Source organism: Pseudomonas sp. AC247, from assembly GCF_979258015.1.
Genome location: NZ_OZ409829.1, coordinates 1,858,475 through 1,873,655 on the forward strand (window position 1 = coordinate 1,858,475; position 15,181 = coordinate 1,873,655).

Below are 15,181 nucleotides of genomic sequence, written 5' to 3' on the forward strand. Positions count from 1 at the left end.
GGAGCTGGCTTGCCAGCGATAGGCCGAAGGCCGCTATCAGCGTTTCACAGCAACAGGCTTATGTTGCTCAGCCCGCTTGCTCAGCAAATCAAACACCGCCGGGTACGCCGGCCGTTCGATATACCGTCCGGCGCCACGCTCGGCGCGCAGGTCGCCATCGGCCCAGACCAAACGGCCCTGGCTGACGGTATGGCTCGGCACGCCGCGCACGGTCTTGCCTTCGAAGATGTTGAAGTCCACCTGCTGATGGTGGGTCTTGGCGGAAATGGTGCGCGTGCCTTGCGGATCCCACAGCACCAGGTCGGCATCGGCGCCGACGCGAATCGCACCTTTGCGCGGATAAAGATTGAAGATCTTCGCGGTATTGGTGGAGGTGAGGGCGACGAAATCCTGCATCGACAAACGACCGGAGTTAACGCCTTCATCCCACAGCACCGCCATGCGGTCTTCAATGCCAGCGGTGCCGTTGGGAATCTTGCTGAAGTCATCGCGCCCGGCGGCTTTCTGCTCGGCGCAGAAGCAGCAGTGGTCAGTGGCGGTGGTGTGCAGATTGCCGTTCTGCAGACCGTGCCACAGCGCCTCTTGATGACCGCGCGGGCGAAACGGCGGGCTCATCACGTAACCGGCAGCGGTCTGCCAGTCCGGGTGTTGATAGACGCTGTCGTCGAGCAACAGATGCCCGGCGAGTACTTCGCCGTAAACTGGTTGGCCCTTGCTGCGCGCATAGGTGATTTCGTCGAGGGCTTCCTTGGTCGAGACGTGTACCAGATACAACGGCGTGCCGATGGTCTCGGCAATACGAATCGCGCGGCTTGCCGCTTCACCTTCAACCTGCGAAGGCCGCGACAGCGGATGCGCTTCCGGCCCGGTGATACCTTGCGCCATCAACTTGCGTTGCAGGTGATAAACCAGCTCGCCGTTTTCCGCATGCACGGTCGGCACTGCGCCCAACTCCAGACAGCGCTCGAAACTCGCTACCAACGTGTCGTCGGCGGCCATGATCGCGTTCTTGTAGGCCATGAAATGCTTGAAGCTGTTGATGCCGTGTTGGCTGACCAGCTCGGCCATTTCCTCACGCACCTGCTCGCTCCACCAGGTGATAGCGACGTGGAAGCCGTAGTCGGAGGCGGATTTTTCCGCCCAGCCGCGCCACTGATGAAATGCTTCCATCAACGACTGTTGTGAATTGGGGATGACGAAATCGATGATCGACGTGGTGCCACCGGCCAAACCAGCCGCGGTGCCGCTGTAAAAGTCCTCACTGGCCACGGTGCCCATGAACGGCAGTTGCATGTGCGTGTGCGGATCGATGCCGCCGGGCATCAGGTATTGGCCGCTGCCGTCGAGCACTTCGGCACCGGCGGGAATATCCAGGTTTTCACCGATGGCTTTGATCACGCCGTCGGCGCAATAGACGTCGGCGCGATAACTTTCATCATGGGTAACAACGGTGGCGCCACGGATCAACAGAGACATTGCAGCTTCCTCGCAGGCATGACCGGCTTATACCGGTTCTATATGTTTTATAAGACGTCGATGCTGGAAGATATATTCCTGCCAACGCTGTCAGGAATAAAAACTAGCTGGTGTTAATCGAATGAGCAAGATTATTTTTTATAAGCTTATAACGCACATAAAGTATTGAAATATAAGGTTTAAATATTTAAATCACCAAAATGGTGAGGGCTTTCACCATTTTGACGCACTTGACAGGAACCAGATTTGAGCGAGATTTGTCATGGTAAATCAGTTGCTTGAACGCTAAAGAGTCGCGGCCCAGACGCCTGGCTGGAAATAACCGTGCACCACTTTGAACCTGGTTGTTCGAGTAACTTGTTCTGGTCTTTTGCCTGAGGGATGTAACAAGTAAGCAACATGATCCAATAATTTGAATAAAAGCGTTTAAACATCAAACAGTTGAAAGCGCTATACGGACAGGTCGGGAAACTCGGCGCAACAGTCGGCACGTTTTTTGAGTGCTGGCGCTGACAAGCCAGGCCGGTTCGTGAAGTGCGTGTTCACATGCAAGTACTCCGGCCATCGCCCGGTGTGCGGCGCGTCCGCCCACCAGCCCGATGAGCAAAAATAATCAAAAAAACCGTGGAGCAGCCATGCAACAGAACAGATCGCAAGTGACCGAGCGCGACGGCTTGTTCGAACTCGAAGCCGGTAGCGACGTCCTCGACAGTCCCCGTTACAACCACGACATGGCACCGACCAAGGTGCGCGAACGAACCTGGAACAAATGGCACATCACCGCGCTGTGGGTCGGCATGTCGATCTGCGTGCCGACCTACACCCTCGGCGGTGTCCTCACCGCCTATTTCGGCCTGACCGTCGGCGAGGCGTTGCTGGCTATTCTGTTCGCCAACGTCATTGTGCTGATTCCGCTCACGCTGAACGCCTTTCCCGGCACCAAGTACGGCATTCCTTTTCCGGTGCTGCTGCGTTCATCGTTCGGCATTCTCGGCTCCAACGTGCCGTGCCTGATTCGCGCACTGGTCGCGTGTGGCTGGTTTGGCATTCAGACGATGTTTGGCGGGTTGGCGATCCACCTGTTTCTCGGCTCGATTTTCGATGGCTGGAAATCCCTCGGCGGCACCGGCGAGGTGATCGGTTTCATGATCTTCTGGGCACTGAACCTGTGGGTGGTGATTCGCGGCGCCGAGTCGATCAAGTGGCTGGAAACCTTGTCCGCGCCGTTGCTGGTAGCGGTCGGCATCGGCTTGCTGGTGTGGGCGATGCCCAATGTGTCGATGACCGAACTGCTGGCGATCCCGCCAAAACGTCCGGAAGGCGCCAGTGTGGTGAGTTACTTCGCCGCCGGGCTGACGGCGATGGTGGGTTTCTGGGCGACGTTGTCGCTGAACATTCCGGACTTCAGTCGTTACGCCAAGAGCCAGAAAGATCAGATCCTCGGGCAAATTTTCGGCCTGCCGCTGACGATGTTTCTGTTCGCCTCGCTGGGCGTGATCATGACTGCGGCGTCGGTGAAACTGGTCGGCGTGACGGTGTCTGATCCGGTCAGCCTGATCGGTCATATCCAGAGCCCGGTGTGGGTCGCGGTGGCGATGGCGTTGATTATCATCGCCACGTTGTCGACCAACACCGCCGCGAATATTGTCTCGCCGACCAACGACTTCCAGAACATCGCGCCGAAGGTGATCAACCGCACCAAAGCGGTGTTGCTGACCGGGTTGGTCGGGTTGTTGCTGATGGGCCATGAGTTGCTGAAAAAGCTTGGTTTGATTGTCTCCGATGTCAGCCTGGAGACCGTGTATTCGAACTGGCTGCTGGGTTATTCGAGCCTGCTCGGGCCGATTGCCGGGATCATGGTGGTGGACTACTTCCTGATCAAGAAACAGCAACTGGACCTGGCCGGGTTGTACCGCGATGACGTCTATCCGGCATGGAACTGGGCCGGGTTTCTCGCATTTGGTGTGCCGGTGGTGCTGACCTTGTTGTCGTTGGGCAGCGATGCGTTCAGCTGGTTTTACAGTTACGGCTGGTTCACCGGTTCGGCGCTGGGCGGAGTGATTTATTACGGGTTGTGCGTGATGCGCGCGCAGCCTTCGGTCGTAAAAACAGCGGTGTAACGGAGGGCCTCTTCGCTGGCAAGCCAGCTCCCACAGGGATCGAGTCGTACACAAATTCTGTGTTCAACCAAAAAACCTGTGGGAGCTGGCTTGCCAGCGATGGCGGCCTCAAAAACACCCGAGCAATATCCATAAGAAAAGCAGCCTGAGGAGATCCCCATGAACGCAGCCGTAGACGTTCTGCAATCGAGCCATCAGCACATCAACCGCGATCGCCTCTGGGCTTCGCTCATGGAACTGGCCCAGCTTGGCGCCACGGTCAAGGGTGGGGTCTGTCGCCTGGCCCTGACCGACCTCGACCGCCAGGCCCGCGATCTGTTCGTGCAATGGTGCAAGGACGCCGGATGCAGCGTCACGGTCGATGCCGTCGGCAACATCTTCGCCCGTCGCCCCGGGCGCAATCCCGACCTGCCGCCCGTCATGACCGGCAGCCACATTGACACGCAACCCACCGGCGGCAAGTTTGATGGCTGCTTCGGCGTACTCGCCGGTGTCGAAGTGCTGCGTACCCTCAACGACTTCAAGGTGGAAACCGAAGCGCCACTGGAAGTGGTGGTCTGGACCAACGAAGAGGGCTCGCGCTTCGCCCCGTGCATGATGGGGTCGGGCGTATTTGCCGAGAAATTCACCCTCGAAGAAACACTGGCCAAGGTCGATGCCGAGGGTGTCACGGTTGGCGAAGCGTTGAATGCCATCGGCTACGCCGGCCCGCGCAAAGTCAGTGGCCATAAGGTCGGCGCCTATTTCGAGGCGCACATCGAGCAAGGTCCGATCCTCGAAGATGAACAGAAAACCATTGGCGTAGTGCTTGGCGCGCTGGGGCAGAAATGGTTCGACCTCAAACTGCGCGGCGTCGAGGCGCACGCCGGCCCAACACCGATGCACCTGCGTAAAGATGCACTGGTCGGCGCCTCGGTAATCGTTGGCGCCGTCAATCGCGCAGCCCTCGGCCATCAACCGCACGCCTGTGGCACCGTCGGTTGCCTGCAAGCCTATCCCGGCTCGCGCAACGTCATCCCCGGTGAAGTGCGCATGACCCTGGATTTCCGGCATCTGGAACCGGCGCGGCTGAATTCGATGATTGCTGAGGTGAAGCAAGTCATCGAAGCGACCTGTGAGGAACATGGACTGACTTATGAACTGACCCCGACTGCTGACTTCCCGCCGCTGTATTTCGAAAAAGGCTGCGTGGAAGCGGTGCGCGGTGCGGCGAAAGGGTTGGGGTTGTCGCACATGGACATCGTCAGTGGCGCGGGGCATGACGCGATTTTCCTTGCCGAACTCGGCCCTGCGGGGATGATTTTCGTGCCGTGCGAAGGCGGGATCAGCCACAACGAAATCGAAAACGCCGCGCCGGATGATCTGGCGGCGGGGTGTGCGGTGTTGTTGCGGGCGATGTTGGCGGCGTCGGCGGCGGTGGCTGGGGGGCAACGCGCGGCCTGAAGATCAAAAGATCGCAGCCTTCGGCAGCTCCTACATGGGTTTTTCGGCGGCTGCGATCTTTTCCTGTCACCCCAATGTCATGGAAATGTGCGACGTTGCTGGCCCATGAAAATCATCACCTCCGGCGCGTCCTATCTGGACATCGACGCCTACGCCTGCTGCATCGCCTACGCAGAACTGCTCAACCTGCAAGGCATCCCCGCCCGCGCCGTCAGCAGCGCAACAGCCAACGCCAGTGTCTCGAAAACCGTGCTTGATTGGGGCTGCGCTTTTCAAACGCATGAACCATCGCCGACCGATGAATTCATCTTGGTCGACGTCTCCGACCATCACCATTTCGACCCAATGGTGGTGCTCGACAGGGTGGTGGAAGTCATCGACCATCATCCAGGTTACGAAGATTACTGGGCAAAGAAACTCGGTTCAGCCGCCGACATCCGCCCGATCGGCGCAGCGGCGACTCAGGTGTTTCAACGCTGGCAGGCCGCAGGTTTGCTACCAAAAATCAGTCAGCAAAGCGCCGCTCTGTTGGCCACCGCGATTCTCGACAACACCCTGAATTTCACCAGCCAGATGACCACGCCAGCGGACATCGACGCCTACGCCGACCTCGCGTTTCGGGCGAAACTCGCAACGAACTGGCCCGAGCACTACTTCCTCGAATGCCAGGCCGACATCGAATCAGACCTCGCCAATGCCTTGGCAGCCGACTTGAAACGGATGAAACCCGAAAGCAACCTGCCGCAGATTTTCGCGCAAATGACCGTGTGGGATGCGGATGCGTTGCTGCAGAAATACCGGCTGACGATCAGCCAATGGATGGCGGAGCAGGGCGAAGACTGGCTGCTGAATGTGATCAGCATCCGCGACCGGAAAAGTTGTTTGCTGGTCGAACCCGAACTCAGTCAACAAAAGCTCAATAGGCTGATGCAGTTTGGATGGTGCTCTGGAATGGCTGTTGTCGAGCCATCGATGTTACGCAAAGAACTTCTGAAGCTGAGCCTTTCAGTGGCCTCCTGTAGCAAATCCTGAAAACGCATATGGAATTTGTAGGAGTGAGCCTGCTCGCGATAACGGTCTGTCAGACACTGCAATATTGTCTGATGTACCGCCATCGCGAGCAGGCTCACTCCTACAAGTCATTCATGCGTGCAGTTGAGTCATGCGATTAGCCAGGTTGGTCGTTTTTGTTCGTCGGGCTCTGGCGGCGATCATTGCCCTTCGGATTGCCGATATCCAGCAACCGTCTTTCCACCAGGACATTCTCCAGCGCCTGGCGCTCGAACGGCGCCATTTGGTGTTCGCGCTTTTTCAGCTCCAGCAAAATGGGGCTGGACCAGGTGCGGTAGGTCTGTTCGATGTTGCGACGCGACGCCATCAGTCTCTCCTTGATCAAGAGCCCGGTCTCGCTGGCAGGGGCTCAATCCGATGAGGGATTAACCTTAGCCGACAAACCTGGAAGTCGCGAATGCACCCATCCCTGTAGGAGCTGCCGGAGGCTGCGATCTTTTGATCTTGATTTTAAAAAACAACATCAAAAGATCGTCCGATCGCGGCCCGAGCCTTCGGCAGCTCCTACAGGGGGCGGGTTAGTCGTCGATGTTCATGAGTTGCTGGACGCCTTGCCAGGCTTCGGCGCGCATGCGTTCGATGTCCAGGCCCGGGATCACGCCGTTGTCGACGACGATTCGGCCGCCGACCAGGCTGTATTTCACTGTGATCGGTTCGCCCGCGACCACCGGCGCGACGGCGCTGTCGTGGAAGCCATAGAACCGAGGATGATCGAGGCTGTAGACGACCAGATCCGCCGCTTGCCCGATTTCCAGTGTGCCGACCGCGCCAAGCCCCAACACCTGCGCGCCACCCGCCGTGCCCCAGTGAATGACGTCTTCAGCGGTGGTCGCCGAGGCGCCTTGTTCGGCACGGTGGATCAGCCATGCGGTGTTGGCTTCGCCGACCATGCTTCCGGATTCATTCGACGCTACGCCATCAACGCCAAGGGAAATCGGCACACCTGCCTCGTACATCTGCGGCACTGGCGCGACGCCGCTGCCCAGCCGCGCATTGCTCACCGGGCAGTGGGAGATGCCGGTGCCGGTCTGCGCGAGCATGCGGATTTCACCCGGTTGCAGGTGCACGGCGTGGGCGAACCAGACGTCGGGGCCGAGCCATTCGTGTTCGGCGACGAATTCCACCGGCAGGCAGTTGTATTTTTCGCGGCAGAAGTTCACGTAGTTCTGCGTTTCCGACAGGTGCGTATGCAGACGCAAACCGAGGCCGCGTGCGGTGTGGGCGAGTTCGCGCAGCAGCGTTGGCGGTAGCGAGAACGTTGGCGTGGTTGGCGCGACAACCACGCGGCGCATCGCGTCTGGAGTGTCCTGGTGATACAGCGATTTCAGCCGTTCGATATCGCCGACCATTTGCTCAAGGCTCTCCGGTTGCAGCGCGGTTTTCGAGAAGCCCGGGTGGGCGCTCGCCGACTCCAGCGCGCCGCCTCGGCACAACACAAAACGCAGGCCAAATTCATCGGCCATGTCGAACAGTACGTCGCCGGTCTCGGTGCTGCCGTGGGCGTGGTAGAGGTAGTGGTGATCGGCGCAGGTGGTGACGCCGGACAGCAGCAACTCGACCATGCCCAACCGTGCGGCGATCCGCGCCAGTTGCGGGGTAAAGCGGTTGAGGCGCGGGTAGGGCACGCTGGCCAGCCAGCCTTGCAGATCCTGATTCAGGCCTTCGGGTACGGCTTTGAGCAGGTTCTGGAACAGGTGATGGTGGGTGTTGATCCAGCCCGGATAGACCACGCAGTTGCGCGCGTCGATCAGCCGTTCGCCGGGTTGTGGTTCAAGATTCGCGGCCATTTCGGCGATGCGACCGTTGACCACGCGGATGTCCACGGCCCCGGCCCGCGCGCGAGGGCCGCGCAGGCCGGTCATCACCGCAACCGGGTTTTTGATCAGGATGTTCTGAAGTTGAGTCATGGGCAGCTCCAAACTAAAGGATGTGCGAGGCGGATTTACTGGCGGTGGTTTCCGGCACGCTGACGCCATTCAGCGCGGCGTTGAGCAGCACCGACACCAGGCAAGCGATAACCACGCTGCTGTGCAGGAACGGCTGCGACCACTCTGGGAGTTGTTTGAATAAGGTTGGCGCGAGCACCGGCACCAGCGCGGCGGCGATGGTGAAACCGACGATCAAGACGTTGTAGCGATTGCGCTCGTAATCGACTTTGGCGAGGGTCTGAATGCCCGCCGCCGCAACCACGCCGAACATCGCAATGCCAGCGCCACCGAGGGCGGCGGTCGGCATCGAAGCGATGATCGCGCCGGCCTTTGGCACCAAGGCAATCGAGCACATCAGCAAACCGCTGACCGCGACCACCCAACGGCTGCGCACGCCGGTGAGGATCACCAGGCCGACGTTTTCCATGAAGGCGATAAACGGGAACGCGGCGAACATCCCGGCGATGGTGCTGGCCAAACCATTGGCGCGCAGACCGTTGATGACTTGTTTATCTTCCACCGGTTTTTCGACAATGTCGCCGATGGCCACGAACAGCCCCATCGACTCGACCATCTGCACGATCATCACCACCACCATGGTCGCGATGGGGATCAGGCTGAAGGTCGGCAAGCCGAAATAAAACGGGTAGGGCACGGTCAGCCACGGCGCTTCTTCGACGCTGTGAAAACTGCCCATGCCCAGGCCGTAGGCCAGACCGGCGCCAACCAGCATCCCGATCAACACCGCCATGTTGCGCAGCAGCGGGCTGCCATAACGGTTGACCAGCAGAATCGTCAGCAACACCACCACTGCTACGCCAAGGAATGCCGGCGCGCCGAAGTTGCTCGCGTTGCGTCCGCCGCCAACCCATTCATAAGCAATCGGGAACAGCTGCAAACCGATCACGGTGACGATGCAGCCGGTGACCACGGGCGGGAAAAACCGCCGTAATCGACCGACGAAGGGCGCCATCAGCATGGTAAAAATCCCCGCGCCGATCACCGCCCCGCAGACCCCGGCGAACCCTACCTCGGGGTTGCTGCCGATGGCGATCACCGGGCCGACGCTGCTGAACGCCACGCCTTGCAGAATCGGCAGGCGCACGCCGAATTTCCAGAAGCCGACGGTTTGCAGGAGGGTGGCGATGCCGGAACAGAACAGCGTGGTGCTGATCAGCACCACCGTATCGGCGTGAGACATTTTCAAGGCGCTGGCGACAATCAACGGCACGGCGATGGCGCCGATGTACGAGACGGCCATGTGTTGCAGGCCGAGGGTGAGCATCTGTCGCACCGGCAAAACGCGGTCGACGGGGTGCACGGTGGATGCGCTTTTTGATGGGGATGTGGCTGACGACATGGGGAAACACCTCTGGCTGTTTTTATGCGGTAGAGAGGGGTATTCGTCTGATGCCTGCTGCAGATCCCCTGTAGGAGTGAGCCTGCTCGCGATAGCGGTGAATCAGTCACCATCATTGCTCAATGACACACCGCTATCGCGAGCAGGCTCACTCCCACAGGTTTTGTGGCATCAGTCATTCGTACACATGTGCCCGAAGCCGCCATCCACCGGCTTCGATGCCTTGTTTCAGCCTGCCAGGCAGGCGGCGAAGCCCTGGTTCAGCGCCGCGCGGTCCAGGTCGCGGCCGATGAACACGATTTTGCTCGAGCGCGGCTCCGTGCCCCACGCGGTCGAGGCGCGAAATTCCACCAGGCTGTGCACGCCTTGCAGCACGTAGCGCTGGTCTTCATTGGCCACGGCGAGCACGCCTTTCATGCGGTACAGGTTGTCCGCCTGGGAGGAGCGCAGCTCGCTGATCCAGCGATGGAACGCCATCAGGTTGACTGCGCCGTCCACGGCGATGCCCACCGATGACACGCTTGGGTCGTGTTGGTGATCCTGCTCTTCAATAGCGTGCTCAGCGTGATGCTCATGGTCGTGGTGATCGTGCTGTTCCGCGCCGATTTCCATCAGCTTCTGCGTGCATTCGAACGCGCCGATGCCGAGGATTTTCGTCAGGTCGATTTGCGCGTGGGTCGAAGTCACCAGATCTGCCGTGGCGTTCAAACCGCGGATCTTGCCGCGCAAGATTTGAACTTCATCTGCGGAAACCAGATCGACCTTGTTGATCACAATCCGGTCGGCGCAGACAATCTGATCCACTGCCTGATTGTCGACGCCATCGAGTTGCAGATCCTCCAGATGCTGGGCGATGTGTTTGGCATCGACCATGGTCACGATAGCGTCGAGTTCGACTTCATCGGCGATCGGGTCATTGATGAAAAAGCTCTGCGCCACCGGGTACGGATCGGCCAGGCCGCTGGTCTCGATAAGGATGTGATCAAGCCGCACCGGCCGCGCGACCAGTTCGCGGACGATGCGCACCAAGTCCTCGCGAACCTCGGCGGTGCAGCACACGCAGCCGTTGACCATCTCGTAGATTTCTTCGGTTTCCGAGCTGAGCACCAGATCGCCGTCGATGCCGACTTCACCGAACTCGTTTTCGATCACGGCAATTTTGCGACCGTGGTTTTCCTTGAGGATGTAGTTGAGCAGGGTGGTTTTACCGGCACCGAGGAAACCGGTGAGGATGGTCACGGGGATTTTGGTGTTGCGGGTTGGGGCGTTGAATGGGGTGTTCATGGTGAGGCTCCTTTGATTGACCGGTGCACACTGAATTCGGGTGATGCTGCTTTTTTTTGTAGGCCTTCGCCTGCTCGCGATAGCGGTGTGTCAGCTGAGATTTACTTCACTGATACTCCGCTATCGCGAGCAGGCGAAGGCCTACAAGGGGATAGAGGTTCTCGCCATCGGGTAGCGACGCCCGCATCGAGGCCGAACAGGTCAAGCACGCGGCCGAGGTTGTGGTCGACCATTTGCCCGAGATTCTCCGGGCGGGCGTAGAACGCCGGTACTGGCGGGGCGATGATCCCGCCCATCTCGGTGACGGCAGTCATGTTGCGCAGGTGGGCGAGGGTCAGCGGGGTTTCGCGGGCCATCAGCACCAGCGTGCGACGCTCCTTGAGCGTGACGTCGGCAGCGCGGCCGATCAGCCCCGAAGACGTGCCGGTGGCAATCTCCGCCAGCGTCCTCATCGAACACGGCGCAACCACCATCCCGAGGCAGCGAAACGATCCGCTGGCAATCCCGGCGGCGACGTCATCGGCGCGGTGGTAATGACTGGCCAGCGCAGTCACGTCGGCGAGTTTGTAGTCGGTCTCGTGGGCCATGGTCAGCAGCGCCGCGCGGCTGATGATCAGGTGGCTTTCGATGTCCAGTTCAGCGAGCAATTGCAGCAAGCGCACGCCGTAGATAAACCCGGACGCGCCGCTGATGCCGACGACCATCCGTTGCCGGTTCACGATTCCAGTCCTTTGAGCAAAACCCGCGCGCGTTCGAGTACATCCTGATCAAGCTGCGCCTTGATCCCGTCAAACCCGGAACCGCGAGTCGCATCCAGGCCCATCCGCGACGTCGTGCCATTGACCGACGACGATGGATCGAGCGGACTACCGGGCAAACCATCAATGGTGAAAATATCCAGGTGCGGCTGAAAGTGCGTGGCCAGCGCCCACAACACTTGGCTGTCATCGCTGATGTCGATATCGCTGTCCACCGCGATCACGGTTTTCAGGTACGGATCCCAGCCGAGCAGGGCCAGCATGATCTGCCGCGCCTCGCCATCGCGGCTCTGATCCAGCGCCACGTAGCAGTGAAAATGCGTGCCGGAATTCGGGTAATGTACAGCGGTGATGGCGGGGAAACGCGCTTTGAGTTTTTCGCTCATCTCGGCTTCGCGCGGCAGACGGGCGAGAGTGAGATGCTCGGCATAGCGGCCGCCCATCACGTCCACCAGCCAGGCGTCTTTGCGCTTTAACAGGGTGTCGACGCGCAGCACATTGTTGGTCGAGCGATCCGAGGAATAACCGCTGAATTCGCCGAACGGGCCTTCCTCGGCGTAGGCCGCCGGGTCGATCGCGCCTTCCAGAACAAACTCGGCATACGCTGGCACACCGATGCCGTAGCGTGGAGTTTTCACCAGTTCCAGCGGCGCACCAAACAGCCCTCCGGCGACGGCGCGTTCATCGGCGCCATAGGGCAAGCGTGCAGCGGCGGCGAGCATGAACAGTGGGTGCGCGCCAACCACCATGGCCACACGCAATTCTTCGCCGCGTTCGCGCGCGGTTTGCAGCATCCGCCACAGGTGGCCGCGTGAATGCAGGCTGGTGGCGAGGGCCTGGCGGGCGTGGCGCATCGAGCGGTGATAGCTCATGTTGGCGATGCCGGTCAGCGGGTCTTCGGCGATGATGATCGCGTTGGTGATGTACGGGCCGCGATCGCTGTCGAAATGCTTGAGCATCGGCAGCAGCGCCAGATCCAGCGCTTCGCCTTCGAAGACTTCATCGAGAATCGGGCCGCTTTCTACATAATGCGGAGCGATGGGTTGGTTGGCGCGGGTTTGAAAGGTTTCGTGCAGTTGCGCCGGGGTGACGCCGAACAGCCGGGCGATGCGGGTGCGGGAAGCGAACAGATTGGTCGCCACCGGCACGCCGAGGTGGCCGACGTTTTCGCAGATCAGCAGTGGATCGCGTCCCTGGGCGGCGAGGGCATCGACCAGGGCGGTGACGTCCTGATCGGCAGAAATCGGTTGAGTGACGGTCAGCACATCGTCCGGGTACTCACGGCGATAGGCGTCGATGAACACGTGAAAGTCCTGAGAATCGCCGAGCGTCGAACGGGTCATGGTGTCACCTCGTAAAAAGCAGGCACGCAGGGGTGAGAGGGCGTTCGCGCGGCCAGCCGTTGGCCTGCCGGTCGAACGCACGCCGGGTCATCTTCGTGCCTGTAAAGTCGCTGTGTGCTCTGTGTACAGATCCCTTGTGGCGAGGGGATTCATCCCCGATCGGCTGCGAAGCAGTCGTAAAACCAGTAAACGCGATCTGCCTGATACAACGCGGTCGCAGGTTTTGGGGCCGCTTCGCAGCCCATCGGGGATAAATCCCCTCACCACAGGAAACTCCATTTCCACACCAGGGTTTGCGTAAGGTTAGAGGTACGTTGTAGTCAGACGTATGTCGGCCTCGGCCAGATCCTTCGGCGGTGGCGTCGGTTCGATCCCGCACAACCTTGCGATGTTGTTGCCCAGGTAGTCTTCGAGATGATCCTCATCAATCCCCAACCCCTGCGGTGCCGGCGAGCACAACACCTCCAGTTCCCGCAGCCACATCCCCGGCTCGTTCGGCGGTGAATCCGTGCCGAACACGATCTTGTTGCGCGGCAGTTCCTTGGCGAATTCGACGATCCGCGACTGGAAGCACCAGCCCGATTCGCAGTACACATTCGGCGTGTCCATCGCCATCCAGAACGCTTCGAACGAGTAGTTGCCGCCGGTCTGGATACCGAAGTGGCCGATGATGAAATTGACCATCGGGAACTCGCGGATGATCGGGTAGAACATCGTCGGAATCGTGTACGGGCCGTCGCCGGTGTGGATCAGCACGACGATGTTGTACTTGGCGCAGACTTTCATCGCCGGACGCAGCCAGTCGAGCGCGCGATCCGGGCGATAGCCGTGCATGTTGGCGTGCAGTTTGAGCATCTTGAAGCCGTATTCCTTGATGTGGAATTCCAGCTCCGCCGCACCGTTTTCCGGTCCCCAGCGCGGGTTGAAGTTAAAGTTGCCGATGAAGCGATCCGGGTACTTCATGCACAGTTCGGCGATGTACGACATGTAGTCGCGCACGCCTTCACGGCCCCGGCGGTTGCCGTCGCGATAACCGGTGTTGCCCGGTGGCGGCTGGATGAAACCCATGTCGATGCGGCGTGGTTTGCCGTTGATCATGTACGGGCCGTCCATCAGCTTGAGCATGCGCTCGCCGGTGAACGGTTCGCCGGTGTGGCGCCAGGCCTCGTCGACCAGGTTGGTGGGGTGCAGATGGGTGTCGATAATCATCGGTTCAGCTCCTGGCCAGTTGAGTGGTGACGGGACGCTTGAGTTGCGCCTCTGCTTCGGAAACGGAACGGGGTGGCGGGGTTGGTTCGAGGCCGATCATCCGCGCGGTGTTGTTGCCCAAATAGTCTTCGAGGGTGTCCTCGTCGAGGTTCAGGCCTTGCGGCGGTTCGTGGCAGAGCACTTCGAGCAGGCGCAGCCACATGCCCGGCTCGTTCGGCGGTGTGTCGGTGCCGAAGAGGATCTTGTGCGTCGGCAAGACCTTGGCGAACTCGACGATCCGCGATTGCAGGCACCAGCCGGATTCGCAGTAGACGTTGGGCAACTCCATCGCCCATTGCATCGGTTCGAACACGTAGACGCCGCCGGTCTGCACACCGAAGTGGGCCATGATGAAATTGACGTTGGGGAATTCCTTGATCATCGGCACCCATTCCGACGGGATGCTGTAAGGCCCGTCGCCGGTGTGCAGCTTGACCGGGATGCCCAGCTCGGCGCATTTCTCGAAGCACGGGCGCACCCAGTCGAGTGCACGGTCAGGACGGTAGGCGTGCATGTTGGCCTGCATCTGCACCATGCCGAAACCGTGTTCCTTGACGTAGCGCTCGATCGCTTCGACGCCGTTTTCTACGCCGCAGCGCGGGTTGTAGACGAAGCAGCCGATGAAACGATCCGGATAGGTCTGAACCATTTTCAGGGTGTAGGCCATGTAGGCGTCGATGGATTCACGGCCGGTCAGGTCGCCGTCGGTCCAAGTGTAAATCGTGTTGCCTTGCGGCGGCTGGATGAAGGCTTTGTCAATGCGGCGAGGCTTGCCGTTGACCATGTACGGGCCATCCATCATCTCCAGCAGACGCTCGCCGGTGAACGGGTCACCGTCATGCCTCCAGGCGAGGTCCACGAGATCCGTGGGATAGCAGCTGATATCGATGATCATTGCAGTCGATCTCCTGATAGCGGGGAAGGGAGCCTTGCGGCTCTCGGCATCCACGTCCCGGGCAATCGGCCGTTGCTATGCGCAAGACTCGCGCATTCCCTCGCCTGTTCGCATCCGGCCCGGGTGGGTGGCTGCTGAGGGCGAGTATTGGAAAGGGGGGAGGGGTTCGTACAATATTAATTGGGCGGGGTGGTGATATGCGTTCGATATGGGCTGCATCGAGATCAAAAGATCGCAGCCTTCGGCAGCTCCTAC

General features: G+C 60.0%; 12 protein-coding genes. 3 read left to right on the forward strand and 9 right to left on the reverse strand.

Features of this window, described 5'->3' with window-relative positions:
- Positions 1 to 36: 36 nt before the first annotated feature.
- Positions 37 to 1,476, reverse strand: coding sequence for a dihydropyrimidinase (hydA, locus tag ACZZ0B_RS08595; RefSeq protein WP_463544864.1), 1,440 nt, complete (start codon positions 1,474 to 1,476; stop codon positions 37 to 39).
- A 635-nt stretch (positions 1,477 to 2,111) separates the two neighbouring features.
- Here hydA and ACZZ0B_RS08600 point away from each other — a divergent pair.
- The 3 genes from ACZZ0B_RS08600 (at position 2,112) to ACZZ0B_RS08610 (ending at position 6,071) form a co-directional block, all read left to right on the forward strand.
- Positions 2,112 to 3,596: an NCS1 family nucleobase:cation symporter-1 gene (locus tag ACZZ0B_RS08600; RefSeq protein ID WP_463544865.1), complete on the forward strand. Its 1,485-nt coding sequence runs from the start codon at positions 2,112 to 2,114 to the stop codon at positions 3,594 to 3,596.
- Between the two features lie 159 nt (positions 3,597 to 3,755).
- On the forward strand, positions 3,756 to 5,039 hold the full coding sequence (locus ACZZ0B_RS08605) for a Zn-dependent hydrolase (RefSeq protein ID WP_463544866.1): 1,284 nt from the start codon (positions 3,756 to 3,758) through the stop codon (positions 5,037 to 5,039).
- 105 nt (positions 5,040 to 5,144) lie between these two features.
- Positions 5,145 to 6,071 carry a DHH family phosphoesterase gene (locus tag ACZZ0B_RS08610; protein ID WP_463544867.1) on the forward strand — a complete coding sequence of 309 codons (927 nt, stop codon included), beginning with the start codon at positions 5,145 to 5,147 and terminating at the stop codon, positions 6,069 to 6,071.
- A 136-nt stretch (positions 6,072 to 6,207) separates the two neighbouring features.
- Here ACZZ0B_RS08610 and ACZZ0B_RS08615 read toward each other — a convergent pair whose 3' ends face one another.
- The 8 genes from ACZZ0B_RS08615 to ACZZ0B_RS08650 form a co-directional block, all read right to left on the reverse strand.
- Entirely contained in the window at positions 6,208 to 6,417 is a 210-nt protein-coding gene (locus ACZZ0B_RS08615) for a hypothetical protein (RefSeq protein ID WP_463544868.1), read from the reverse strand.
- A 211-nt stretch (positions 6,418 to 6,628) separates the two neighbouring features.
- Positions 6,629 to 8,017, reverse strand: coding sequence for an amidohydrolase family protein (locus ACZZ0B_RS08620; protein WP_463544869.1), 1,389 nt, complete (start codon positions 8,015 to 8,017; stop codon positions 6,629 to 6,631).
- Between the two features lie 13 nt (positions 8,018 to 8,030).
- A complete protein-coding gene (locus tag ACZZ0B_RS08625; protein ID WP_463544870.1) occupies positions 8,031 to 9,398 on the reverse strand; it encodes a nucleobase:cation symporter-2 family protein in 1,368 nt (455 codons plus the stop codon).
- A gap of 228 nt (positions 9,399 to 9,626) precedes the next feature.
- Positions 9,627 to 10,682 carry a CobW family GTP-binding protein gene (locus ACZZ0B_RS08630; RefSeq protein WP_463544871.1) on the reverse strand — a complete coding sequence of 352 codons (1,056 nt, stop codon included), beginning with the start codon at positions 10,680 to 10,682 and terminating at the stop codon, positions 9,627 to 9,629.
- A 101-nt stretch (positions 10,683 to 10,783) separates the two neighbouring features.
- Entirely contained in the window at positions 10,784 to 11,386 is a 603-nt protein-coding gene (locus ACZZ0B_RS08635; RefSeq protein WP_440095597.1) for a UbiX family flavin prenyltransferase, read from the reverse strand.
- A gap of 11 nt (positions 11,387 to 11,397) precedes the next feature.
- Positions 11,398 to 12,783, reverse strand: coding sequence for a UbiD family decarboxylase (locus ACZZ0B_RS08640; protein WP_463544872.1), 1,386 nt, complete (start codon positions 12,781 to 12,783; stop codon positions 11,398 to 11,400).
- A gap of 303 nt (positions 12,784 to 13,086) precedes the next feature.
- The gene (locus ACZZ0B_RS08645) at positions 13,087 to 13,992 is read right to left on the reverse strand and encodes an amidohydrolase family protein (RefSeq protein WP_008081961.1); all 906 of its coding nucleotides are present in this window, start codon (positions 13,990 to 13,992) and stop codon (positions 13,087 to 13,089) included.
- Positions 13,993 to 13,996: 4 nt separating this feature from the next.
- Positions 13,997 to 14,926 (reverse strand): amidohydrolase family protein, encoded by a 930-nt coding sequence (locus tag ACZZ0B_RS08650; RefSeq protein ID WP_008081962.1) that lies wholly within the window; start codon positions 14,924 to 14,926, stop codon positions 13,997 to 13,999.
- Positions 14,927 to 15,181 lie beyond the last annotated feature (255 nt).